17 protein-coding genes are annotated in these 23,022 nt (G+C 72.6%); 11 read left to right on the top strand and 6 right to left on the bottom strand.

Features of this window, described 5'->3' with window-relative positions; translation table 11 throughout:
- Window positions 1-98: 98 nt before the first annotated feature.
- Window positions 99-920 carry a phosphatidate cytidylyltransferase gene (locus WME82_RS33230; RefSeq protein ID WP_438038576.1) on the bottom strand — a complete coding sequence of 274 codons (822 nt, stop codon included), beginning with the start codon at window positions 918-920 and terminating at the stop codon, window positions 99-101.
- A gap of 2 nt (window positions 921-922) precedes the next feature.
- A complete protein-coding gene (uppS, locus tag WME82_RS33225) occupies window positions 923-1,774 on the bottom strand; it encodes a polyprenyl diphosphate synthase (protein WP_438038575.1) in 852 nt (283 codons plus the stop codon).
- A gap of 58 nt (window positions 1,775-1,832) precedes the next feature.
- On the opposite strand from uppS, the gene WME82_RS33220 reads away from it, so the two are divergent.
- Both WME82_RS33220 and WME82_RS33215 read left to right on the top strand, forming a co-directional pair.
- Window positions 1,833-3,215, top strand: coding sequence for a 3-keto-5-aminohexanoate cleavage protein (locus WME82_RS33220; protein ID WP_437851583.1), 1,383 nt, complete (start codon window positions 1,833-1,835; stop codon window positions 3,213-3,215).
- On the top strand, window positions 3,212-5,950 hold the full coding sequence (locus WME82_RS33215; RefSeq protein ID WP_438038574.1) for a hypothetical protein: 2,739 nt from the start codon (window positions 3,212-3,214) through the stop codon (window positions 5,948-5,950). Before WME82_RS33220 ends, WME82_RS33215 begins: the two co-directional genes overlap by 4 nt.
- A 13-nt stretch (window positions 5,951-5,963) precedes the next feature.
- Here WME82_RS33215 and WME82_RS33210 read toward each other — a convergent pair whose 3' ends face one another.
- Both WME82_RS33210 and WME82_RS33205 read right to left on the bottom strand, forming a co-directional pair.
- Window positions 5,964-6,701, bottom strand: coding sequence for a sigma-70 family RNA polymerase sigma factor (locus WME82_RS33210; protein ID WP_438038573.1), 738 nt, complete (start codon window positions 6,699-6,701; stop codon window positions 5,964-5,966).
- 380 nt (window positions 6,702-7,081) lie between these two features.
- The gene (locus WME82_RS33205) at window positions 7,082-8,254 is read right to left on the bottom strand and encodes a DUF882 domain-containing protein (protein ID WP_438038572.1); all 1,173 of its coding nucleotides are present in this window, start codon (window positions 8,252-8,254) and stop codon (window positions 7,082-7,084) included.
- A 294-nt stretch (window positions 8,255-8,548) separates the two neighbouring features.
- Here WME82_RS33205 and pilM point away from each other — a divergent pair, with 294 nt between their 5' ends.
- The 5 genes from pilM to WME82_RS33180 all read left to right on the top strand — a co-directional run bounded on the left by pilM (window position 8,549) and on the right by WME82_RS33180 (window position 13,952).
- A complete protein-coding gene (pilM, locus tag WME82_RS33200; protein WP_012238809.1) occupies window positions 8,549-9,610 on the top strand; it encodes a type IV pilus assembly protein PilM in 1,062 nt (353 codons plus the stop codon).
- Window positions 9,607-10,251, top strand: coding sequence for a PilN domain-containing protein (locus tag WME82_RS33195; protein ID WP_438038571.1), 645 nt, complete (start codon window positions 9,607-9,609; stop codon window positions 10,249-10,251). The genes pilM and WME82_RS33195 overlap by 4 nt, the downstream gene beginning before the upstream one ends.
- The gene (locus WME82_RS33190; RefSeq protein ID WP_437740496.1) at window positions 10,251-10,889 is read left to right on the top strand and encodes a type 4a pilus biogenesis protein PilO; all 639 of its coding nucleotides are present in this window, start codon (window positions 10,251-10,253) and stop codon (window positions 10,887-10,889) included. Before WME82_RS33195 ends, WME82_RS33190 begins: the two co-directional genes overlap by 1 nt.
- Window positions 10,886-11,539, top strand: a complete 654-nt coding sequence (locus WME82_RS33185; protein WP_438038570.1) for a pilus assembly protein PilP — start codon at window positions 10,886-10,888, stop codon at window positions 11,537-11,539. Before WME82_RS33190 ends, WME82_RS33185 begins: the two co-directional genes overlap by 4 nt.
- A gap of 88 nt (window positions 11,540-11,627) precedes the next feature.
- Window positions 11,628-13,952: a type IV pilus secretin PilQ gene (locus WME82_RS33180; protein ID WP_438038569.1), complete on the top strand. Its 2,325-nt coding sequence runs from the start codon at window positions 11,628-11,630 to the stop codon at window positions 13,950-13,952.
- Window positions 13,953-13,991: 39 nt separating this feature from the next.
- On the opposite strand, the gene WME82_RS33175 is transcribed toward WME82_RS33180, so the two are convergent.
- Window positions 13,992-14,930 carry a LysR family transcriptional regulator gene (locus WME82_RS33175; protein WP_437740492.1) on the bottom strand — a complete coding sequence of 313 codons (939 nt, stop codon included), beginning with the start codon at window positions 14,928-14,930 and terminating at the stop codon, window positions 13,992-13,994.
- 178 nt (window positions 14,931-15,108) lie between these two features.
- Between WME82_RS33175 and WME82_RS33170 the strand changes: the two genes are divergently transcribed.
- The 4 genes from WME82_RS33170 (at window position 15,109) to WME82_RS33155 (ending at window position 21,118) form a co-directional block, all read left to right on the top strand.
- Window positions 15,109-16,446 carry a hypothetical protein gene (locus WME82_RS33170; protein ID WP_438038568.1) on the top strand — a complete coding sequence of 446 codons (1,338 nt, stop codon included), beginning with the start codon at window positions 15,109-15,111 and terminating at the stop codon, window positions 16,444-16,446.
- A gap of 11 nt (window positions 16,447-16,457) precedes the next feature.
- Window positions 16,458-18,287 carry an NAD(P)/FAD-dependent oxidoreductase gene (locus WME82_RS33165; protein WP_438038567.1) on the top strand — a complete coding sequence of 610 codons (1,830 nt, stop codon included), beginning with the start codon at window positions 16,458-16,460 and terminating at the stop codon, window positions 18,285-18,287.
- Window positions 18,288-18,472: 185 nt separating this feature from the next.
- Window positions 18,473-19,141 carry a hypothetical protein gene (locus tag WME82_RS33160; RefSeq protein WP_438038566.1) on the top strand — a complete coding sequence of 223 codons (669 nt, stop codon included), beginning with the start codon at window positions 18,473-18,475 and terminating at the stop codon, window positions 19,139-19,141.
- Between the two features lie 384 nt (window positions 19,142-19,525).
- Complete coding sequence (locus WME82_RS33155) at window positions 19,526-21,118, top strand: peptide chain release factor 3 (protein ID WP_437740488.1); 1,593 nt, start codon at window positions 19,526-19,528, stop codon at window positions 21,116-21,118.
- A gap of 42 nt (window positions 21,119-21,160) precedes the next feature.
- On the opposite strand, the gene WME82_RS33150 is transcribed toward WME82_RS33155, so the two are convergent.
- Window positions 21,161-23,017, bottom strand: a complete 1,857-nt coding sequence (locus WME82_RS33150; RefSeq protein WP_438038565.1) for a DUF885 domain-containing protein — start codon at window positions 23,015-23,017, stop codon at window positions 21,161-21,163.
- Window positions 23,018-23,022: the final 5 nt, after the last annotated feature.

The following is a 23,022-nucleotide window of genomic DNA, read 5'->3' as shown; positions in this document are numbered from 1 at the left end:
CGGGGGCGAGGCTGCGGCGCGTGCGTGCGATGTGGGTGTCGCGCATCGATGGATGCGCGGTGTTCGGACGGCGCACGGCGCACCGCGCGCGGCGCCGTTCAGGGCCTCGACCACAGGACATACAGATACGTGATGGTCCCGGTCACGAGCAGGGCATCGACGCGGTCGAGGATGCCGCCGTGGCCGGGCACGATCCCGCCAGAGTCCTTGATCCCGAAGGAGCGCTTGAACAGGGACTCCCCGAGGTCTCCCGCCTGACCGAGGCCGCCCGCGACGATCGCGAGCGCGAGCGCGTCCACGAGCGGCAGCGACCGGAGGAACCAGAAGTGAGCAAGGAGCGCGCCGATCACGGCGAAGAGCAGGCCGCCGAGCGCGCCTTCGACGGTCTTCTTCGGGCTCACGGCCTCGTAGAGCTTGCGCCGGCCGAGGAAGCGGCCGGCGAAGTAGGCGCCGGTGTCGGAGAACCAGGAGAGCAGCATCGCCAGCACGACGAACGAGGGGCCGTCGGCGCCCCCGTCGCGGCGGAGGAGCGCCAGCGCGCCGAGACCGCCGCCCACGTAGAGCGGGCCGAAGGTCATCGCCAGCACGCGCAGCGCCGCGGTGCGCATCTCGCCGAGGCGCACCAGCGTGATGAGCATCGCGACGAACGGGAGCAGGAAGATCAGCGCGAGGAGCGCGCCAGGAGAGCCGCTGAATCGCCAGATCACGCCGAGGACGGCGAGGGTGAGCGCGACGCCGATGGCCCGCGCGACGCGGTCGTCCGCGTGGGTCATCGCGAAGAGCTCGAGCGCGCCGATGGCGGAGGCGACCGCGACGAGCGCCGCCCAGCCCCAGCTCGGGCCGAGGTAGAGCAGCGAGAGGAGCAGGGGAGCGGCCACGAGCGCGGTGACGACCCGCATCGTGAGGTTGGAAGCAGCCAATCTCAGACCCCCGTCCGTGAGCCATCGTGGGAAGCATGCGAGGCGGGCGCGGCGATCTCGTGCGCGCGCCACGGCCGCTCCGCGTCGAGCGCGCCCCGCGCGCTGGCCGGCTCGCCCCCGGCGCCGCCCTCCGCGTCGTTCGCGGGCGGGGCGGCGCCGTCGCGCCGCTGGTAGACCGCGATGGCGGCGAACAGGTCGTCCTCGGTGAAGTCGGGCCACAGCCGCTCGGTGAACGACAGCTCGGCGTACGCGGCCCCGTAGAGCAGGAAGTTGGAGAGCCGCTGCTCGCCGCCGGTGCGGATGATGAGATCCGGCTCGCCCACGCTCAGGCTCGGCAGCCGCGCGGCGAGCAGCTCCCCGTCGATCGACTCCGGATCGAGCCTGCCGGCGACCGCCTCCATCGCGAGCTCGCGCGCCGCGGCGGCGATCTCCTCGCGCGCGCCGTAGGACAGCGCCAGCGCGAGCGTCATCTGGCGGTTCGTCGCGGACGCCTTCCGGAGCGGGTCGAGCACGTCGCGCACGCCCTCGGGGAGCCGGCTGATGTCGCCGATCGCGACCAGGCGGATGTCGTTCTCGAGGATCTCGCAGCGCTCGCTCATCAGGTACTCGCGCAGCAGCCCCATCAGCGCGTCGACCTCGTTCCGAGGCCGCGCCCAGTTCTGCTCGCTGAACGCGTACAGCGTCAGCGCCTCGACGCCGAGCCTCCGGCAGACGCGCACGATCCGCCGCACGGCGGCGCTGCCGGCCTTGTGTCCGGCCTCGCGCGGCTCGCCGCGCAGCTCCGCCCAGCGACCGTTGCCATCCATGATGATTCCGACGTGGCGCGGGAGATTTCTGGCTTCTACGAGGTTCATCGGCGGGGGCAGTTTCCTCTGTTGACTACCGACTGTCGACTGTTGAGTCTTCACGCCCATGAGCACAGGGGTTGGTCTCACGGTCACGCTGCGCGTCAGGATGGGCGCGCACGACGCACATTACGCGGGCGAGCTGTGCGATGGAGCGCGTATTCTCGCGCTCTTCGGCGACGTCGCCACCGAGCTCCTGATCCGTCTCGACGGCGACGAGGGGCTCTTCCGCGCGTACGAGGCCGTCGAGTTCCTCGCCCCGGTCAGAGCAGGCGACTTCATCGAGGCGACCGGGGTGGTCACCAAGGTCGGCGCCACGTCGCGCGCGATGGCGTTCGAGGCGCGCAAGGTCGTCGCCAGCGTCCGCGAAGCCGGGGTGGCGCCCTCGGCGGCCGACGCGCTGGCCGAGCCGGTCATCGTCTGCCGGGCGCTCGGCACCTGTGTCGTCCCGAAGGAGCTCCAGCGTCGGCCGCGCCTCGTCCTGCCGGCGCTGTCGGCGCCGCCCCCGGACCACGCGCAGCTCCCGGAGCCGCGGCCCATCATCACGCCGCCCCCCCGGATCCTGGTCACGCCGCCGCAGAGCGCCCTCATCCTGACGGCCGCGATCGTCGGCGCGGAGACGACCCGGGCGCAGACGCCGCACCTCCCCATCACGGCGCGCGAGCTCGCCGACGAGGCCGCCCGCTGCCGCGACGCGGGCGCCTCGGTGGTCCACCTGCACGTCAGGAACCCGGACGGGTCGCCGAGCCAGTCGCGCGCGCTGTTCGCCGAGGCGATCGCCGCGATCAACGAGAAGACGGACGTCATCGTCCAGACGTCCACCGGGGGCGCCGTCGGGATGGGCGTCGACGAGCGCGCCCAGCCGCTGCTCTGCAGCCCCGAGATGGCCACCCTGAACTGCGGCACGATCAACTTCGGCGACGGGATCTTCGACAACACCCGGCCCCTCATCCGGGACATGGCGGCCCGCATCCGCGCCGGGGGGAGCGTCGCCGAGCTCGAGTGCTATGAGGTCGGCCATATCCATGAGGCGCTCAGCCTTTTCGCCGAGGGGCTGCTTGCGGAGCCGCTCCACTTCCAGTTCGTCCTGGGGGTGCCCGGCGGCATCGCGGCGCGCGAGGACGTGCTCCGGTTCATGATCACCCAGATCCCCCAGGGCGCCACCTGGGGCGTCGCCGCCGTCGGCCGCCACCAGCGCCCGATGACCGAGCTCGCCATGCAGCTCGGCGGGCACGCGCGGGTCGGGCTGGAGGACAACATCTACCTGGACAAGGGCGTGCTCGCCGAGGGGAGCGCGCCGCTCGTCGCGCGCGCCGCCGCCTTCGCGCGGAGCGTCGGCCGCGAGGTGGTCGAGCCGGACCGCGCGCGCCAGCTCCTCGGGATCCGCCCGCGCACCGCGGCGGCCCAGGCCGGCGCGGCTTCCGGAGGGAGCGCGCGCGCGCAGGGATGACGGACCGACCGCTCTCGCCGTGGATCGATCACCTGCGCGGTCGGCTCCCGATCGCGCTCGGCGTCGCTCTTCTCGGGGCCGTCGCGCGGCTCTCGACCCCGCCCCCGCCGGCGCGGACCGCGGACGCCATCGCCGGGATGCTCGGGGAGGCGATCGGCGGCGCCGTCAATCCGGACGACTTCGTATGGGAGGAGCGCGGCGGGTTCTTCTCCGACGCGCTTCTGGGCCGCCGGGTGCTGTTCCTTGGCGTCCCGCGCGTCGCGCGTCCGGGCGCCGCGGAGCGCGGGCCCGAGGCGGAGCGCGGGCCCGAGGCGGAGCGCGCGCCTGACGGGCGCGGCGCCGCCGACCTGTACCGGGCGCGCGTGCGGCTCACCCGCTCCGGCCGGCCGGTGAGCCTGGACGGCGTGCGCAACCTGACCGGGACGCCCCTCGGCGACGATCGCGGCCTCGTCGCCCGCGGCAGCCGCGTCGCGGTGACCACCACCGCCTTCGGCGTCGTGCAGGGGATCACGCAGCTCGATCTGGGCGGCGATGGGCGCGCGGGAGCGCGGCCCGTCGGCGAGCGGCTCCGCGCGGCGATCGACGGCTGGCTCGAGACCGGGAGCGTGGACGGCGCGTCGCGCACCGAGATCTCGTTCGACAACCCGCCCGCGTCTGCGCGGCTCGACCTCGTGGACGAGGGCCTGGTGATGGCGCTCGGGCCGGAGGCGGTCCCGGCGGCGCTCAACGCCAGCACCGGCGAGGTCGACACGGGCGGACGTGATCCGTTCGTCGCCCGCGCGCACCACCTCCCGCGCCGCGTGCCCTCGCTCGGCGAGCTCGCCGGGCCGTCCGCCGAGCGCCTGCTCGGTCCGACGGCGGCGGCCGCGGTCGAGCGGCTCGCGCTCGCCGCGGATCGCGCGGCGGCGAAGCTGCGCGCCGCGCCGGCCGCCGCGTACGTGACCCGCGGCCCCGCGTCGGCCGAGCCCGCGCCGGAGGGGTGGCCTTCGCTCTGGCCGCCGCCGCCGGTCGCGCCGGCGGTCGATCCCCCGCTCCCGGGGGAGGGCGCCTGGGTGCTGGTGGCTCCCTCGCTCCCGCGCGCGCTCCCCGGCGTCGAGGAGGATCCGCAGCGCCCCTCCAGCCCGTTCGCCGCGACGACCCTCCGGCCCGATCCGCGGCGGCCAGAGCTGCGCGTCCACCTGCTCGCGATCGACACGCGGCACATCCGGTTCACCTTGCAGGCGGGATACGAGGCCCCCAGGCCGACCGTCGGCCCGCGCGGCACGGGGCAGCTCCCCCACGCGTCGACGCTCCGCGGCGCCATCGGCCTCGGCGCCTCCACGCGCGAGCCGGGCGCGCCCCACGCGGGGACGGAGGCGCTCGGCATGGTCGTCGGCGGCCGCGCGCTCGTGCCCCCGCGCGACGGCGCGGCGACGCTCGGGGTCGACCTCTCGGGCCGGCCGTACTTCGGCGCGTGGCCGTCCGGCGGGGACGTCGAGCGCGTCCCCTGGGCGCTATGGCAGCGTCCGGCGGCGGCGAGCCCCGGCGCGCCCCGCGCGGAGGGAGCCACGCGCTTCCCCTGGGCGCTCTGGCAGGGCCCTTCGCTCTTCGAGGCAGGGAGCGCCGCGGCCCCGCTCGCCATCCTCGCCGGCCCTCCCGCGGAGCGCGCCCCGGCCAGCGCGACGCTCTCTCCCGACGACGGCGACGACCTCGTCGTCGAGCGCGCGGCGCTGTGCATGACCGACCGCGGCTTCGTGGTCCACGCGTGGGGCAGCGCCCTCGACGCGGCCGCGCTCCGGGCGGCGCTCGAGCGCGCCGGGTGCCTCGCCGGCGTCTCGCTGGGCAGGGCGCCGGACCCCCTCGGCGTCGCCTTCCTGAGCCCCCAGCAGGACGGCGTCTTGACCGCCGAGCGCCTCTCGCCCGCGATGTCGATCGCGCCGCCGGAGCACGCCGCGGCCGCGTCGCCGCGCCATTTTCTCTTCTTCGAGTCGCGCTGGACGCACGGTCCCCCGGCGCCGGACCTGTCGCTGCCGGGCGAGAGCGTGGGCTGGGCCGAGGACGGCGGCGCGCAGCCGCCCCCGGCGTGGAGCCCGGCCGTGTACGCCGCCGACACCGTGCACCTCGGCGCGCAGGTCCGCGTCCACGCCTTCGCTCCGGGCCGGTTCCTGTTCCGACTCCGCGCCGGCTCGCGCGAGATCTCGCCGCGGAGCGCGCCGAAGCTCGACGCCGAGGTGCCGGCCGACGAGCGGCGGCAGGTCCTCGCGGCGATCGGCGTCGGCACCGGCCGGCGGCGGGGCCCGCGCGGGCTCGCCGTGGGCGGCACCGTCGGCCTTCGCTTCCGCGGCGAGGGAGGCTTGCTGCTGGTCCGCCAGGGCCGCGTCGAGATCCGCCCGGCGGGCGGCGCCCCGCTCGCGCCGGGCGCGGACGCGACCGAGCTGCCGCTCACCGCCGACGACGGCAGGCTGCGGCCGGAGGCGCGCGAGATCGGGACCATGCGCCGGCGCAGCGCTGTCTGCGTGCTCGACGACGGCACGCTGCTCGTGGCCACGACCACCTTCGACAGCGACGAGGCGACGACCGAGGCGCTGCTCGACCTCGGCTGCGCCCGCGTGGTCGCGCTCGATCGCGGCGCGCACCGCAACGCGTTCGTGCACCGGGCCTCCGGGGACCCCGCCCTCCAGCAGACCTACGAGGAAACCGCGCTCTTCGCGGTCGGCGTCGCGATGCCCGGCCGGGCGCGCCGGCTCGTCCCCTGAGCGCGGGCGGCGGTCAGGCGTGGGACAGCATGCCTCGCAGCATGCCGAGCGCGCGCGTGTGCAGCTGCGAGACGCGTGGCTCGCCGATCCCGAGCTCTGCGCCAATGTCCTTCAGCTTCGCCCCTTCGAAGTAGTACATGCCGATCACGCGCCGCTCCCGCTCCGGGAGCTGCGCGATCGCGAAGGACAGCGCCCGCCGGGTCGCCTGCGCCGAGATCGCCTCGATCGGGTCGTCTTCGCCGGACATGTGCGCCGACTCCTCGGTCGGGGTCACCTCGCTCAGGCTCACGAAGACCGTCGCGCCGCCGACCCTGCTGGCGGCTTCCGCCTCGACCGCCTCGCGCGCTCGCCGCGAGAGCCAGTCCTGCGCGCGGAGCTCATCGACGATCGCGCCGCGGATCCGGAGCTTCGCGTAGCCGGCGAACGTCTCGCCGTCGCTCCCGCCGTTCTTGCGGAGCGAGTCGACGAGCCCGAGCATCCCTGCGCTGAGCAGGTCGTCGCGCTGCACGTTGGGCGGCAGGTGGCGCGACACCTGCCGCACCAGCTTGCGGACGAGCGGGAAGTACCCCCGCAGCACCTCCGGGCGGAGCGGCGCGCACGTCGGCTCGTGGTCGCGCGGCCCGCCCGTGCAGGCCGCCTCGGGACAGCGCGGCAAGCTACACGGGCCGCTGTCCGGCTCGACGTCCGGCTCGCTGTCCGGCTCCAGCAGCTGCCACGGACCCTCGTAGGTGCAGGCCGACGTGACCTCCACGGATTCCCAAATTTCGTGCGTGCATCTTGACGCGGCCTCCGCCGACTCCCAAAGCTCGCGGGAGAGCGACGCCCCCGGCTCCTGCACCGCGACGCTCGGCGCTCCATCGAGGCCGAGGGCGGAAGGCGCCTCGATCAGCGCGTGCTCACACGGAACGACCGGACACGTCGCGCCAAAAGCGACCGGCTGGACGAACCCGCCCGCGTCACAGCACGCGGGGAGCGACATGGGAGGGGCGAGCCCCTCCCGCTGCAGTCGGGTCGATTGCTGCACGTGAGGTGGATTGGTGCCACAACTCTCGCAGCGTGCAAGGTAGAGCCGTGCAATTGTGTCTGGTGCGGATGTTCAGTGTGTGGATTATAGCCAGCGGCCGGGACAGCTCACCTTTTCGCGGGCGAAGTTTCAGAAGCAGGGGTGGGTGAACCTGACCCCAGGACCTTCTCCGTCTCGCTGCCGCCGCGCACCGTGTCCGAGTTTGTCCCTGTAGTATTCATGGGTTGCGGCTGAGGGACACGGGGCTCGCCTGACCCATATACCTCTTCTTCTGCGGACACGGGGACATCGCGCGCCGCTTCATCGGCCGCGACAGAACCCTTCGCTCCCCCGTAGCGCGGCGCCTCTCCAGGTCCCGAGTAATCCACCCAGTACACTTTATCTGATCTGACGTCCAGGTGAACGAACGTAGAGTTGGGATAATATCCGACACCTGCGTTGCGGAAACCTCGGCAGAAATCGCGGACCACGGTGTTGGGCACGCCCTCGACCATGAAATCGACGGCGCGACCGTGGTTGTGGTTGGAGTGCGGGGTGTACTGGGTGGGTGAGTAGGGGCGATAACCGCTGACGACGCGGAGGGGCCTGCCGCCGAAGTGGTCGCTCACCATGCCAATCAGCGTGGCGAGCCGCGGATCGATGGGAATCGAGGCGGTGGGGGACGCGCGCATCAGCCGGCTGAGCTTGGGGAGGGCCTTGGGCACGAGCCGCCCCTTCGGCGTGAGCAGCTGGACGTCCAGCCGCTCGGCGCCTCGCACCAGGCGGACCCATCCGGGGCGCTTGGGTCGCTGCGCATAGCGCTTGTTGGGCGGCATCGCCCCGTCCCTCTTCGTCGACCCCTTCCCCGGGGGCCGGCCCTCGGCGTCGCGCTCCTTCGCGCTGGCGCCGCGGCTCCGCTCCCGCTCGTCGCGCAGCGCGGCGGCCCGGCCGGGCGCGGCGCGCGTGGACCGCGCGCGCGCGCCGGGCTCACCCCGCTCCGGGATCACGAGGACGAGGCCCGGATGGATCCGCTGGCCAGGCTTGAGCCCGTTCGCCTCGCGGAGCGCGTCGACCGTGATGCGGTACCGCTTCGCGATCTTGCCGAGCGTCTGGCCGGCGTAGACCGTGTGCTGGCCGTCCTCTGCGAGCGCCGCGCCGGGCGCGGCGCTCAGGAGAAAGGCCGCCGCGAGGGCGGCGAGCGCACATCGCAGCCGCGACGGCGGCGATGACCAAGAGGTGGGCTCCATCGCGGCCCCGGCGCGGGGGCCGATGCCGCAGAAACGGGAGAACTCCGGATGCATGAGGGGACTCTGACCTGACGTCATCCGTGCCCGACGACCGAGCCCCGGACGGTGCTACCCTGGGCTGGCGCGCGCTCGCCGGCCCGAGCCGGCGGCGCCGCACCGCATATCGAACTTCGATAGGCGGGCGGGAGGCGAGCGTAAAGCGGTTTTTTGCCCAGCGATCGTCGGTGGTGCGAAGCTTCGCCAGAAGCGACCAGAGGCGATCACAGGGGATCGGGCGCCCGGGAGCCGGGCAACGCAGCCCGGGCTTCCCTTGCTTCACCACGGCGGGCGCGGAGCAGGACGGACGGGATGTCGGAAGGCAAGAACTTGATCGGGGTCGATATCGGATCGAGCGCGATCAAGATCGCTCAGATCAAGGAAGGCCGCAGGGGCTATGGCCTCGTGCGGCTCGGTTACGCGCCGCTCGCGCCGCAGGCCATCGTCGACGGCCACGTCATGAACGCGCAGGCCATCGTCGAGGCGCTCGGCCGGGCCTTCTCCGAGGCCAAGATCCGCCAGCGCGAGATCGCGCTCAGCATCAGCGGCCAGGCGGTCATCATCCGCAAGATCACGGTGCCGCTCATGACCGCCGCCGAGCTGGACGAGCAGATCCAGTGGGAGGCCGAGCAGCACATCCCCTTCGACATCAAGGACGTCCACGTCGACTACGAGGTGCTGCGCCGGCGCCCCGAGGCCGGGCAGATGGACCTCCTGCTCGTCGCCGCGAAGCGCGACGAGATCAACGACTACACCCAGATCGCCAGGACGGCGAAGCTCAAGCCCATGGTGGTCGACATCGACGCGTTCACCGTCCAGAACCTGTTCGAGGTGAACCGCGGCATCCCGCCGGACCAGACGTTCGCCATCATCAACGTCGGCGCGAGCCTCGCGTCGATCAACATCGTGTCGCGCGGCGCGAGCGCGTTCACCCGCGATATCGGCAACGGCGGCAACTACATCACCGAGCAGATCCAGCGGAAGCTCGGCATCAGCTTCGAGCAGGCCGAGGAGTTCAAGTGCGCCAGCGTGACCTCGGGGCCGGGCGGCGTGCCCGCGCAGGTCATCGAGACCATCGAGCAGGTGTGCGACTCGATCGCGGGGGAGATCCAGCGCTCGCTCGACTTCTTCCTGGCGACGAGCGGTGAGGGCGACATGCACCGCATCTACCTGACCGGCGGCTCGTCCAACCTGCCGGCGCTGCCCGCCGCGATCGGGCGGCGCGCCCGGGTGGCCGTCGAGCTGATCCAGCCGATGGAGCGCATCACCGTGGAAGCGAAGGAAGTCAACCAGGAGCTGCTCCGGCTCCGGGCGGCGCAGTTCTGCGTCTCGCTCGGGCTCGCGATGCGCAAGGACCGGGAGAAGCGCTCGTGATTCGCGTCAACCTTCTCCCGCAGCGGCGCGGCACGCGCGGGGCCGCGCCCCAGGCGAGCCAGCGGTGGCTGCTCGTCACGCTCGGCGTCGTGATCCTCGAGATCGTCGCGCTCTTCCTCTTCCACCAGACGAAGGTCGAGGAGCTCGAGGAGCAGAACCGGAAGAACTCGCTGCTGCAGAGCCAGATCCAGGACATCCGCACGCTCGTGGCGAACCACGAGGAGATCAAGAAGGCGCTCGAGGTGCTGCGCGCGCGCGAGGACGCGATCGCGAAGCTCCAGGCCGCGCGCAGCGGGCCGACCGCGGTGCTCCTCGAGCTCGCGCAGCTGCTCACGAACGGCAAGGGGCCGACCGCCGACCCGGACAAGCTCGCGCAGCTCCGCAAGGAGAACCCGCTCGCCGTCTACAACCCCTCCTGGGACAGCCGCCGGCTGTGGCTCACGAGCTACGTCGAGTCCGAGCGGACCGTGCGCGTCGAGGGGCTCGCGCGCGACGGCACCGACGTCTACGAGCTCGCCCAGCGGCTGAAGCTGTCCTCGTACTTCTACGACGTGCAGCTGCTCCCGGGGAAGAAGGAGAACGAGAAGGAGTCGCGGCTCGAGCTCGTCTCGTTCGCGCTGCAGCTGAAGGTGAGGTACTGATGGCCACGAAGCCCATGCCCGTGCAGGCCGGCTCGGCGCTCGACCGGCTGCCGCCGCTCGCCAAGCTCGGCGTCGGCGCGCTCTTCGCGGCGCTCGTCGGCATCCTGTACTTCGTCGGCTTCTACGCCGACGTCGACTCGCAGATCGAGGGCGCCGCGCAGAAGCAGGGCGTGCTCCAGGCGGAGCTCACCAAGGCGCAGGCGTCGAAGGCCGCCTACCAGAAGGACCTCGACGAGAAGACCCGCCGCGAGCAGATGAGCCGCGAGCAGAAGAAGATCCTCCCGGACGAGTCCGAGACGCCGGCCTTCCTCTCCGCCATCCAGGGCGTCGCGACCGTCTCCGGCGTCAACCTGACGTCATGGAGCCCCACCGAGGAGATCCCGCAGGAGTTCTTCTCCAAGGTGCCGATGCAGCTCACGCTCTCCGGCAAGTTCCACCAGGTGGCGAAGTTCTTCCACGGCGTGGGTCAGCTCGATCGCATCATCAACCTCGAGGAGGTCGAGATCAAGGAGCCGAAGGTCGTGGGGAGCGACGTGGAGGTCAAGGTGGAGTGCCTCGCGACAGCGTTCCGCGCCGTGCGCGCCGGGGAGACCGCGACGAGCGGCGTGAAGCGTCGCAGCGGCGGAGGTGTGCGGTGAAGGCCGGCCGGATGATGCTGCTCGCCCTCGGGGCGACCACCGCCGCGGCCCTCGCGCTCGCGGGGTGCGAGGAGGAAGAGCCGATGACCTCCTCCACCCAGCCGCGCCCGCCCGGGGCGCCGGCCTCCGCCTCGCCGCCGCGCGCGCCCGCGGCCGGCGCGGCGTCCGCGGCCGCGGACGCCGGCGCGCCAGAGCTGCCGCCGCTGCCGCTCCGGGAGTTCCAGGAGGCCGACTTCTCCGAGAGCGACCGGAGCCGCGACCCGTTCCGGAGCTTCGAGTCGCTGTTCGCGACGCAGGCCCGGGGCCGGGTGACGATCCAGCGCCAGGTCCTCGTGGATCGCTTTGCGCTCGACGAGCTCAGGCTGGTCGGCGTCGTCTCGCGCGCGCCCGCCCGCGCGCTGCTCACCGATCCCACGGGGCTCGGGTGGGTGGTGAAGGTGGGCGATTTCGTCGGCAAGGCCGAGATCGTGCACGCGGGCGGCCCCACGGGGGTCGACGTGGCCGTCAACTGGCGCATCGATCGGATCCGCGACTCGGACGTCGTCTTCATCCGCGAGGACCCGTCGCACCCGGAGATCCCGCCGACCACGCGCGTGATCGCGCTGAGGCCGCTCGGCGAGGAGAACGAGGCGGCCCTCGGCGCCCCGTGACCGCCACGAATTGGGCCCGCGCCGGGCACCCGAAGTAGCCTCCCGGCAGCGTGACGCAGATCTCGCGTCACCGCGAAGCGGGAGTGCAATGAAGAGCAATCGAGACTATCGCCCGAGGCGGGGCGCGCTTCGCCGTGCTGCGGCACTCGGGGTGATGTTGATCCTCGGCGCTCCTGCGGGAGACGCAGACGCCGCCGCCCCGATCAAGGTCAGCGACGTCAGGCTCACGGCGCCGGACGAGGGCAAGGCCGAGATCGTGGTCGCGACGACCGGCGAGCCGCGCTTCTCGGCGCGGGTCGCCGACGGCGGCAAGCGGCTCCTCATCGACCTCGAGGGCGCCGAGGCGGGCGGGGCTTCCGGCGCGATCACGAGCGGCAACGCGATCGTGGCCGGGGTGATGACGCAGGGGTTCGGCAAGGCGACCCAGCGGACGACGCGGGTGCTCGTGCAGCTCGCGCGCCCGGCTGCCTACCGGATCCGCGCCGAGCAGGGCGCGCTCGTCATCGAGCTCGCCGCCGCCGACGCGACGGCGCCCATGGCGGCGCGGGCCCCGGCCGGCCCCGCGGCGGCGGCGCCGGAGCGCGAGCCGGCGACGATCACCGACGTGCGCTTCGAGCACCAGGCGACGCTCGATCGGGTCGTCATCGAGCTCTCGTCGATCCCGGGCTACCGCGAGTCGACCGGCAAGGGGGGGCGCCGCGTCATCGAGCTCAGCGGCGTCCGGCTCCCCGACGCCCTCCAGCGCAAGCTCGACGTCGGCGCCTTCGGCGGCCCGGTGCGGGCCATCTCGACGTTCCGGCGCAACAGCGACGGCTCCAGGGTCGTCGTCGAGGTCGAGCAGGTCGAGGGCGCCTCGGGCGTGGTCGCGCGCGAGGGCAACGCGCTCGTGCTGAGCGTCGCGAAGGGCGCGCTGCCCACGACGCTCTCGGGGATCGCCGCCGACGGCGGCGCGGCGAGGCGGACCCGCACGGTGGCGCGCGAGGCGCTCCTCGACGACGGGGCGCCGAAGGTGGAGACCTCGTTCGAGGGCGCGGCGAGCAGCCAGGAGTCGCTCGTCGAGCCCGACCAGGCCGGCGCCTTCATGCCCGCGATCGCCGGGCAGCAGCGGCGGTTCACGGGGCGGCGCATCGACCTCGACCTGAAGGACGCGGACATCCACAACGTCCTCCGGCTGATCTCCGACGTGGGGCGGGTCAACATCGTGACCGCCGACAACGTGACCGGCACGGTCACCATCCGGATGCGCAACGTCCCGTGGGACCAGGCGCTCGAGACGGTGCTCCAGGCCAAGGGCCTCGGCGTGGTCCGGCAGGGCAACATGATCCGCGTCGCCCCGATCGCCGATCTCAACAAGGAGCGGGAGCTCGCGATCGCGCGGCGCAAGAGCGAGCTCCAGCTCGCGCCGCTCGAGACGCGGCTCATCCCGATCAACTACGCGGAGGCGAAGGACCTCCAGGAGCGCTCGAAGGATATGCTCTCGCCGCGCGGCTCGCTGGCGGTCGACGAGCGGACCAACGTGCTCATCGCGCGCGACGTCGCGGGGAACCTGAACCAGATCGAGGAGCTGGTCCGCTCGCTCGACACGCAGACGCCGCAGGTGCTGATCGAGGCGCGCGTGGTGGAGGCGACGAGCCGCTACGTGCGCGACATCGGCATCCAGTGGGGCGGCGACGGGACGTTCAGCGCGGCGACCGGCAACCCGACGGGGCTCGTCTTCCCCTCGGCGATCGGCATCGCCGGCGGCGCGACCGACTCGAACAGCCCGACCGGCGGCCTCTCGCCGTTCGCGAGCCAGGTCTCGAACCCGAACTTCGCGGTGAACCTGCCGGCCATCGTCGGCGCCGGGCAGGGCGGCGCGCTCGGCTTCACGCTCGGCTCGATCAACAACACCGTCAACCTCGGCGTCCGGCTCTCCGCGGCCGAGGCGAGCGGCATGCTGCGGGTCGTCTCGAGCCCGCGCATCCTCACGCTCGACAACCGGGAGGCGCGGATCAGCCAGGGGACGCTGATCCCGTTCTCGCAGATCAGCGCCCAGGGCGTGCAGACGACCTTCCAGGAGGCCAAGCTCCAGCTGCTCGTCAAGCCGCACGTCACGTCGGACGGCAGCGTCGCGATGCACGTGAAGATCAACCGCGACGAGCCCGACTTCAACCAGACGTCGGCCCGCGGCGACCCGACCATCCTGAAGCGCGAGGCGGAGACCGACCTCCTGATCATGGACGGGCACACGGCGGTGATCGGCGGGATCTTCACCCGCAACACCGGCCGGAACCTCGATCAGGTGCCGTTCTTCGGGGACATCCCGGTCCTCGGCCTCCTCTTCCAGCGGCGCCGCGCGAGCGACGTACGGAACGAGCTCGTCATCTTCCTCACGCCGCGCATCGTGAACCGCGCCGAGGCGCTCGGCCGGTAGCCCCGGGGCGCGGCGCGCCTCGCCGCGCCCTGAACCCCCTCAGGCGCGCTTGCGCCGGGCCGCCTCCCGCGGGCTCGGGGCGGTGTCCGTCACGACGCCGCGCAGCCACGTCCGCGCGGGATCGCCCTCGGTCCGGCTGTTCCACGCCATCGCGATCTCGATGGGCGGCAGCTCGAACGGCAGGTCGAAGGTGCGGAGCGGCACCAGGCTGGAGAACGCCCTGCCGAGGCGTGTGGCCACGGTGGCCACGAGATCCGACGCGGTGATGGCGTGCGGCACGAGGAGCACGTGCGGCACCGTCATGGCCTCATGGCGCGCGATCCCGCGCGCCGTGATGAGATCGTCCGCGACCCCGTCGTGGGCGCCGCGCCTGGGGACGACGACGTGCGGGAGGGCCGCGTAGGTCTGGAGATCGACCTGCCCGCGCGCCGTGGGGTGGCTCATGCGCGCGAGCCCCGCGAAGCGATCGTCGAAGAGGGGCGCGCGGCGCAGGTCGGACGGGAGGCTCTCCTGCGGGAAGACGCCGATCGCGAGATCGATCTCGCCGCTCCGGAGCGCGTCGACGGCGCGGCCGTCGAGCGGGAGCAGGTGGAGCGCGAGCCTCGGTCCGCCCTGCGCCAGCGCCGCGTTGAGCCGCGGCAGGAGGACGAGCTCCACGTACTCCGTGGCGGCGATCCGGAAGGTGCGATCGCTCGTCGCCGGGTCGAACGCCGGCGTCGTCTCGCCGAAGAGGCCCGCGAGATCGTGGACGATCGCGGCGACCTGCGGCGTCATCGCCTCGGCGCGCGAGGTGAGCGCCATCTGCCGGCCGACCCGGATGAGCAGCGGGTCGGAGAAGAGCTCACGCAGCCGCGTCAGCGCGTGGCTCATGGCGGGCTGGCTGAGGCCCACCCGGCGGGCCGCGAGGGTCACGCTGCGCTCCTGCAGCAAGGCGTCGAGCGCGATCACCAGGTTGACGTCGATCGCCGAAAGATTCACTCCGAGAATATAGGATGAACCATGTATCCATGATGTGGATACTTTCGTTTTCTTGCGCGGGCGCGCGGCGTGCGTGGCGAGGATGCGTGATCCCCGCCTGCGGGCGCTGTCGTGCGGCCTGCGTGGCTGCTAGGGTCGCGCGCGGCTCCCCCCTGATCGGCGGTGCCTCGCGGAGACCATGACATCGCCCGTTCTGCTCGGGGGGATCGACTTCTTCCACCTCATGAACGATCGCGCCATGCGATCGCGCGGCCAGGCGGGCAACCACTGCCTGTTCGTGATCGAGCTCGACGGTCGCCTCGATCTGGCGCGGCTCGCGGTGCGGCTCGAGCGCGCGACCCGGGCGCTCCCCGAGCTCCGGTTCCGGCTGGACAACAGCGTGCTCGGGCGGGCGGGGCGGCCCCGCTGGGTCGTCGATCACCACCGGCGCGCCCCCGGGCTGCGCCTCCACGAGGTGGCGGGCGAGCGCGAGCGCGCGGCGCGCCTCGAGGCGCTGCTCGTGGACCGGACCTCCGCGGAGCGGCCGTGGGCGCTCGACGTCGTGCGCGAGGTGGGCGACGGCGATACGGTCGTGCTCCGCCACCACCATGCGCTGACGGATGGCAGGGGCGCGGATCGGCTCGCCGCCTGGCTGGGCTCCGGGAGCGGCGACGCGCCCGACGACCCGCCGCCGCCGCAGGAGCGGCACGACGCGCCGGAGCGCCTGCTGGCTGCCATGGACCGCGACGAGCGGGTCGCGCTGGCGCGCGCGTACAAGGCCCACGTGCTGTCGCTCGGCCGCGCGCCCATCCTGTCGCTCGCGCGCGCCTGTCCTGGGGTGCGGCCCTCGGCCTCCCGCGTCCTCCGGCTCACGCTCTCGGCGGAGGAGACCCGCGCCTTCGATCTCCGGGTGCGCCAGCGCGCGCGGCTCGCCGAGACGAGCCTCATGCTGATCGCGGCGACGCGCCTCGCCGACCGGGCGCTCGCGGACCGCGGCTTCGCCCCGCCGCACCACGTGATCCCGCTGCCCCTCTCGCTCGACCCCAAGGGGGCGGCGCGGCGGCTCTTCGGCAATCACCTCACGATGGCCCTGCTCTCGCTCGGCCGCGACGAGCTCCACGACGACGCGCGCGCGGTGGCCCGCCTCGCCGAGCAGCAGCGCGCCGTGGTGCGCGACAGGCTCGATCTCGCCATGATCGCCGCGCTCGATCTGGCCCGCTGGCTCCCCGGCCCGATCTACCGCTGGCTGGGGGACCAGCCCTTCCAGGGTGAGCTCGCCTCGCTGATCGTCTCGAACCCCGGCGCGGTGACGGTGGAGCGGTTCGCGGGGCTCGCGGTGCGCTCGGCGTACCCGCTGCCCGCGGTCGTCGCGCCGCCCGGCTTCCAGGTGATCTTCAGCCGCTTCGGCGGTCGCCTCTCGGCGTCGATCATCCACGGCGACGGGCTGCTCCGCCCGGACGAGGCGGAGGCGATGCCGGGCGCGCTCCGCGCCGAGCTGCTCGGAGAGCCCGCGCCGCCGGGCGGGGGCGCGGTATAAGGGCTCTCGTCATGCGCACGTTCGATATCGTCATCATCGGCAGCGGCATCGCCGGCGGCTTCCTCGCGCGGCAGCTCCGCCTCGCGTGCCCCGACCTCGGGGTCCTCGTGCTCGAGGCCGCCGAGGTGATGGAGGATTACAAGGTCGGCGAGAGCACCGTGGAGGTCGCGGCGAACTACATGGTTCGCCGGCTGAACCTCGGCACGTACCTCTACCAGCACCAGCTGCCCAAGAACGGGCTCCGCTTCTTCTTCGACTCTCCGGACAAGGATCTCCCGCTGCCCCGGATGAGCGAGATCGGCTCCGACCACATGCCGTTCCACCCGAGCTTCCAGCTCGAGCGTGCGCGGCTGGAGCGCGATCTCGTGACCATGAACCGCGCCGCCGGCGCCGAGGTCGAGCTCGGCGCCAAGGTGGTCGACGTCGCGATCGACGGGCGCGGGCGGCACACGGTCGTCTACGAGCAGGGCGGCGAGCGGCGCGAGGTCGCCTGCCGCTGGGTGTGCGACGCCTCCGGGCGGCGGCACGTGCTCTTCCGCAAGCTCGGCGTGAAGGTGCACAAGGAGGCGCGGCTCAACACGGCGGCCGCGTGGGGGCGCTACCGCGGCGTCGCGGGGCTCGATGCGGTCACCGACGCGGCGTGGCGGTCGCGCGCGCGGTACACGTCGCGCCACCTGTCGACGAACCACTTCATGTACGACGGGTACTGGATCTGGTTCATCCCGCTCGCTGGCGACCTGATGAGCGTGGGCGTCGTGTTCGACAAGGACCGGATCGGCGCGGGCAACGCGCCTGCCGGGGCGCTGCCCGGGCCGCGGACGCGCGCGGAGTTCGAGCGCTTCCTGGGCGCCCACCGCGCCGCGCGCGAGCTGCTCGAGGGGGCGGAGCTCGAGGATTTCCAGAGCTATGCCCACCTGCCGTACCACGCGGAGCAGTACTTCTCGACCGACCGTTACGCCGTCACCGGCGAGGCCGGCGCGTTCACCGATCCCTTCTACAGCCCCGGATCCGATTTCATCGCGACCGCGAACGAGTTCATCACGCAGATGATCCTCTCCGACGTCCGCGGCGACCGCGCCGGGTTCGAGGAGAAGGTCGCGGCCTACGACGCGTACTACCGGTTCAAGTACGACAGCACGCTCCGGCTCTATGAGCGCATGTATCCGGTGTTCGGCAGCTTCGAGCTCTATCGGCTGAAGTATCTCCTCGACTTCAACAACTACTACAACCTCGTCGTCTGGCCGTTCATGGCCGACCGGGTGACGGACGTGGGTTGGATCCGGGAGGAGCTCAGGTTCACCGATCTCGTGCTGCGCGCCCTCTCGACGATGGGCGAGCACTTCGCGTCGCTGGCGAGCGACCTGCGCGCGCGGGGGGAGTACTTCGCGCAGAACGAGGGGCGCTTCGCCAACGGGCTGAACGGCGTCGCGCAGCTGGAGACGCGGCTCGGACCGGCCATCGACGAGCGGTTCCGGCGGGAGCAGGTGGACCGGGCGTACGGGAGCGTGTTCGCGGCGCTCGTCGAGAGGCGGCTCGGCGAGCAGGGCCTCTCCGACCGCGCTCGCCTCGTCTCGGAGCTCCCTCTCCCGCAGGTGCTCGTGTTCCGGGACATCACGCCTGAGCGGCTGGCGCGCCTCCTCCAGCGCATCGGCGAGCGCATGACGAAGGAGCTCCGCGACGAGCTCCCGGACGCAGGTATCGAGCGGATCGAGCTCGGGGCGAGCGGCGTGGTCTCCGTGACAGGGCCCGCCGAGGGGACCAAGGCGCATGCGGACGCCCTGTCCCGGGCGCGGGCGCTCTGGGACGCCTCGGCGGGATCGCTCGCTCACATCGCCCTCTGAGCCCGCTTTCGCGGGCTCCGGGACCGCGGTCGTCGCCGCCGTCGGCGAGCGCCTCGCGGCTGCCTCGACGGGCTGTCCGCGGTTTCTCCTGTACGCGCGCCCGTTCCGCAGTATCACAGCGGCCGATGCGGTGGAGAGCAGCAGGTGGGCGTCTCGGTCAGTGGGCGATCTCTGTGGCGCTGTCGATGGGCGCTGTCGGCGCTTGCGTCGGCGCGGTCGCCGAGGGCGGCGCGCCGCCGCGGCAGGAGCCGCCGGAGCAGGGGTGGATCACGGCCGCGACGCCCGACGGGGGCGGCGCTCCGCGCTGTCCGCACGGCGCGCTGGAGGATCCGCACCGTGGCTTCGTGCGCTGCCTCGAGCCGGGCGAGGCGGATGCCGGCTGGCTCCCGCCGTCGCCGCAGCCCGAGCCGCCCCCTCCCGACGGCGGCGCCCCCCCGCCTGACGGCGCCCCCCCGCCTGACGGTGGTGTTCCCGGCGACGCCGGCCCCATCGACGGCGGTGTGCCTGACGCATCGATCGTGTCGGCCCCCCTCCCTCTCGTGGAGATCAAGGAGCCCGAGTTCATGAACGGCGACGTCCCGAACGTGGCCAAGCGGCTCGAAAAGGTCGCCCCCGACCTTGCGAAGTGTGTTGCCGACCATGGCGGCCTCTCTGGCGCGTCGGGCAGCATCAAGGTCCAGTTCCTCGTCCGGGTGCGTGGCCGCGCCGAGGGTGTCGAGATCCTCGACTCTCGGGGCATCACCTCCGACGCGCAGCGCTGCATCCGTCAGTTCCTCAAGAACAAGCCCATCGGCACGCCCAGCGCCGACCCCGTAGGCGTCACCGTCTCCCTTTCCCTTCGCGCCCCGAAATAACGACCCCCTTACAAATCCCCGAGACGAAGCGTCCTGCGTGACCGCCGCTGGGACCACAAACCCCAGCGTCCGCCCCCGCCTCTTCCAAAAACCTCCTTACAAAGAGCCAGGGCGGGCGGGGGAGGTGCGCGAGCGGGCGGCGGGGGTGGGCCCCACGAACCCGAGGGCCGGCCCGCCCCGCAGCGCCCCCTCTCTGATCGAGTCCCCCGTCCAGCGCGGCACCAGCCCCCCAAAAGGCCCGAGTTCGTGGGGGGACCCCCGCCGCCCGCTCGCGCACCACCCCCGCCCGCCCTGGCTCCGACGCCGCCCGTCCTGGCTCCGTCGCCCCTTGGGTTGACGCAGCCCCCACGGACTCTATCCTGCCGCGCCGCTGTGCCCGACCCGATGCTCACCCGCGAGATCGCCCGTCGAAAGACGTTCGCGATCATCTCCCACCCCGACGCTGGCAAAACCACCCTAACCGAGAAGCTCCTGCTTTACGGAGGCGCCATCCAGCTCGCCGGCGCCGTGAAGGCCAAGAAGGCGCGCGCCCACGCCGTCAGCGACTGGATGGAGATGGAGCGCGAGCGCGGCATCTCCATCTCCACCAGCGTTCTCCAGTTCCCGTACAAGGGCCGGCTCCTGAGCCTGGTCGACACCCCTGGCCACGCCGACTTCAGCGAGGACACCTACCGCGCGCTGATGGCGACCGACGCCGCCATCATGATCCTCGACTGCGCGAAGGGCGTCGAGACGCAGACGAAGAAGCTCTTCCGCGTCTGCAAGCTCCGGCAGATGCCGATCTTCACCTTCGTCAACAAGCTCGACCGCCCCGGGCGCGACCCGTTCGAGCTGATCGGCGAGGTCGAGGAGGTCCTCGGCATCGGCGTCTACCCGGTCACCTGGCCCATCTCGGCGGGCGGCAAGTTCCGCGGCGTCTATCACCGCGAGCGCAAGCAGGTCTTCCTCTTCGAGCTCGTCGCGCACGGCGCCGAGATCGCCCCGATGGAGGTCGTGTCGCTCGACGCGCCCGAGCTCGTCGAGGCGCTCGACGAGGAGGGCGCCCGCCAGCTGCGCGAGGACATCGAGCTCATCGACGCCGCCGGCGACGCGCTCGATCGCGACAAGCTCGCCCGCGGCGAGGTCACGCCCATGTTCTTCGGCAGCGCCATCACCAACTTCGGCCTGCCGCAGTTCCTGGACGCGTTCATCGAGCTCATGCCCCCGCCCGCGCCGCGGGGCAGCGACAAGGGCCCCATCGCCCCGGACGACGACCGCTTCACCGCGTTCGTCTTCAAGATCCAGGCGAACATGGACCGGGCCCACCGCGACAGGATCGCGTTCCTCCGCGTCTGCTCCGGCCGCTACGAGCGCGGGATGAAGGTGCACCACGTGCGCCTCGGCCGCGACATCCGGCTCACCAACCCGGTGCAGTTCATGGCCCAGGAGCGCACGCTCGTGGAGGACGGCTTCGCGGGCGACATCATCGGCGTCTTCGACCCGGGGCTCTTCCTCATCGGCGACTCGCTCTGCAGCGGCTCGCCCGTGAAGTACGCCGCGCTGCCGCAGTTCCCGCCGGAGCAGTTCGCCCGCGTCGTCATGATCGATCCCATGAAGCGCAAGCAGCTCAAGAAGGGGCTCGAGCAGCTCGCGCAGGAGGGCTCGGTCCAGCTCTTCCGGCCGCCCGAGGGGCGGGAGGGCGAGGCGATCCTGGGGGTCGTGGGCGAGCTCCAGTTCGACGTCGTGAAGCACCGCCTCGCGGCCGAGTACGGCGTCGACGCCCGGATCGAGCGGCTCTCGTTCAGCCTGGCCCGCTGGGTCGAGGGCGAGCCGGTGCCCCTCGCCGAGCTCGAGTCGAACCTCTACGGCTACGGCGCCCTCGACGTGCACGGGAACCCTGTCGTGCTCTTCAAGGGCGACTGGCAGCTCGATGCCTGCCAGAAGGCCTTCCCCAAGGCGCGCTTCGTCGAGCTCGGCGGCTCGATCTCCCCGGTGTGACCTTCCGCCGCGCGCGGCCCTCCCGCCGCGCGCGGCTCGCCGCTATTCCGAAAGCAGCGCCGGGAGGTGCCGCACGGACGGCGAGCCGTGGCTGAGCAGGCGGTCGTGGTAGGCGCGCTCGGTGAAGCCCGGCTTGCGCTCGTGCTCGGCGCGCAGGCGCATCATCTCGGTGAAGCCGTGGAAGTACGTGGTGAGCTGCGCGCTCGTGAGCCGGGCGCGCCGCCACTTGCCGACGGCCTCGCCTTCCTCCTGGAAGGCGTCCTTCGTCATGAGCGAGAGCGCCTCCTCCTCGCCCATCGCGCCCGCGTGCACCCCGTGGTCGAGGAGGGCGTTCACCGACATGCGCAGCACCATCTTCTGGCGCTGCATCCTCACCTTCGGGCCGCCGAAGCCGTGGTGCGCCATCAGCCACTCGGTGTAGACCGCCCACCCCTCGACGAACGGGCCGCTCGAGAAGACCGCGCGGAGCTTCGAGGGGAACTTGTTGTTGTGCATGAGCTGCAGGAAGTGGCCCGGCATCGCCTCGTGGACGGTGAGGTCGGCGAGCATGCTCGAGTTGTACTCGCGGTAGAACGAGTCCACGCGCGCCTTCGGCCAGTCCTTCGGCGTCGGCGCGATCGCGAAGAACGTCTCCTGCTTCGCCTCGAGCGGGCCGGACGCGTCGCAGTAGGCGATCGCGACGCCGCGGCGGTACTCGGGCATCTCGATCACCCGGCAGGGCTCCTCCGGGATGCGCACGAGGTCGCGCGCGCGGACGAAGTCGGTCGCCTCCGCGAGGAGCTCCTCGGACGCCTTCACGATGGTCGCGTTCGTCGGGTGATCGGCCGCGAGCGCGTCGAGCACCTTCCTGATCGCGGCCATCTTCTCGTCCCGCGCCTCGACCCTCGGGAAAGGCTGCTTCCCGAAGAGCGCCGGCCAGAGCTCCCTCGAGGTCTCGAGCATCTCGGCGTGCGTCGCCGCGAGCAGGGCGCGGGCGCTCGCGACCACGCCGTCGACGTCGATGGTCGCGTCGTCCAGCGTGAACCGGAGCTTCTTCTCGAAGCGCGCGCGGCCCAGCCGGAAGTCGCCGTTGCTCCTCGGGAGCAGGTCCTTCTCGAGGAACGCCTGGAAGCCCTCGAGCGCCGCCGCCGCCGCCCTCGCGGCCGCGTCGAGCTCGGCCTGCTGCGCCGGGGCCGACGCGAACAGCGCCGGGAGCTCGGACTTGCAGAGCGCGATGAGCCCCTTGTTCTGCGCGATCGCCGTCTCGGTGTGGACGCGCGGCGGCGCCGCCGTGAGGCGCTGCTCCGCGGCACGCACGAGCGCGGGGATGCGCGAGAGGCGACCGCCGAGGCTCCGCAGGCGCTCCTCGAGCGGCGCGAAGCTCCTCGTGATCAGGGGATCGAGCCCGTCGCCGACGAGGCCCGTGTACACCATCGGGTTCCACGTCGCCTCGCGGAGCTCGTCGATCGCGAACAGCCAGGAGCGCAGCTGGTTCTCGATCATCGCCGCGTCGACGCGGCTCTGGACGCCGAGGCGCGCCGCGGGGAGCGCCCCGAGCTCGGCCAGCGCCGCCTCGATCGTGCGCCGGCGCGCGGCCTCGCCCTGCGCGGTGACGTCCGGCCACACGGCGTCGTACCGGTGGTCCCCTGCCTCGGTGGCGCGGATCGGCTCGTCGCGCAGGTACTCCTCGAGCACGCGCGCCGACAAGGCCGCGAGCGCCTGCTCGGCGCCGGCCTCCGCGCCCGCCGCGCCGGATCGAGCGTCGGCCGGGCTCACCACGGCCGCCTTCGTGAGGGGTTGCGCGGGCGCGGCGCGCTCGGCCGGCCCGCACGCGCAGAGCAGCGCGACGAGCAGGGAGAGGTGGCCGCGGAGCGATCTGCGGGAGAAAGAGAGCTCATGGGAGAGATCATGGTGTCGCACCTGCG

This window comes from Sorangium sp. So ce128, from assembly GCF_051525245.1.
Classification (GTDB): Bacteria; Myxococcota_A; Polyangia; order Polyangiales; family Polyangiaceae; genus Sorangium; species Sorangium cellulosum_B.
The sequence above is the reverse complement of the archived record's forward strand: the minus strand, read 5'-3'. Positions and strand labels throughout refer to the sequence as shown.

Bases quoted from the DNA above. Each gene is read 5' to 3' on its own strand.
- WME82_RS33170 (WP_438038568.1), top strand. From the start codon at position 15,109: ATGACATCGCCCGTTCTGCTCGGGGGGATCGACTTCTTCCACCTCATG.
- WME82_RS33220 (WP_437851583.1), top strand. From the start codon at position 1,833: ATGAGCACAGGGGTTGGTCTCACGGTCACGCTGCGCGTCAGGATGGGC.
- WME82_RS33165 (WP_438038567.1), top strand. From the start codon at position 16,458: ATGCGCACGTTCGATATCGTCATCATCGGCAGCGGCATCGCCGGCGGC.
- WME82_RS33215 (WP_438038574.1), top strand. From the start codon at position 3,212: ATGACGGACCGACCGCTCTCGCCGTGGATCGATCACCTGCGCGGTCGG.
- WME82_RS33205 (WP_438038572.1), bottom strand. From the start codon at position 8,254: ATGCATCCGGAGTTCTCCCGTTTCTGCGGCATCGGCCCCCGCGCCGGG.
- WME82_RS33155 (WP_437740488.1), top strand. From the start codon at position 19,526: ATGCTCACCCGCGAGATCGCCCGTCGAAAGACGTTCGCGATCATCTCC.
- WME82_RS33180 (WP_438038569.1), top strand. From the start codon at position 11,628: ATGAAGAGCAATCGAGACTATCGCCCGAGGCGGGGCGCGCTTCGCCGT.
- pilM (WP_012238809.1), top strand. From the start codon at position 8,549: ATGTCGGAAGGCAAGAACTTGATCGGGGTCGATATCGGATCGAGCGCG.
- uppS (WP_438038575.1), bottom strand. From the start codon at position 1,774: ATGAACCTCGTAGAAGCCAGAAATCTCCCGCGCCACGTCGGAATCATC.
- WME82_RS33160 (WP_438038566.1), top strand. From the start codon at position 18,473: ATGGGCGCTGTCGGCGCTTGCGTCGGCGCGGTCGCCGAGGGCGGCGCG.
- WME82_RS33190 (WP_437740496.1), top strand. From the start codon at position 10,251: ATGGCCACGAAGCCCATGCCCGTGCAGGCCGGCTCGGCGCTCGACCGG.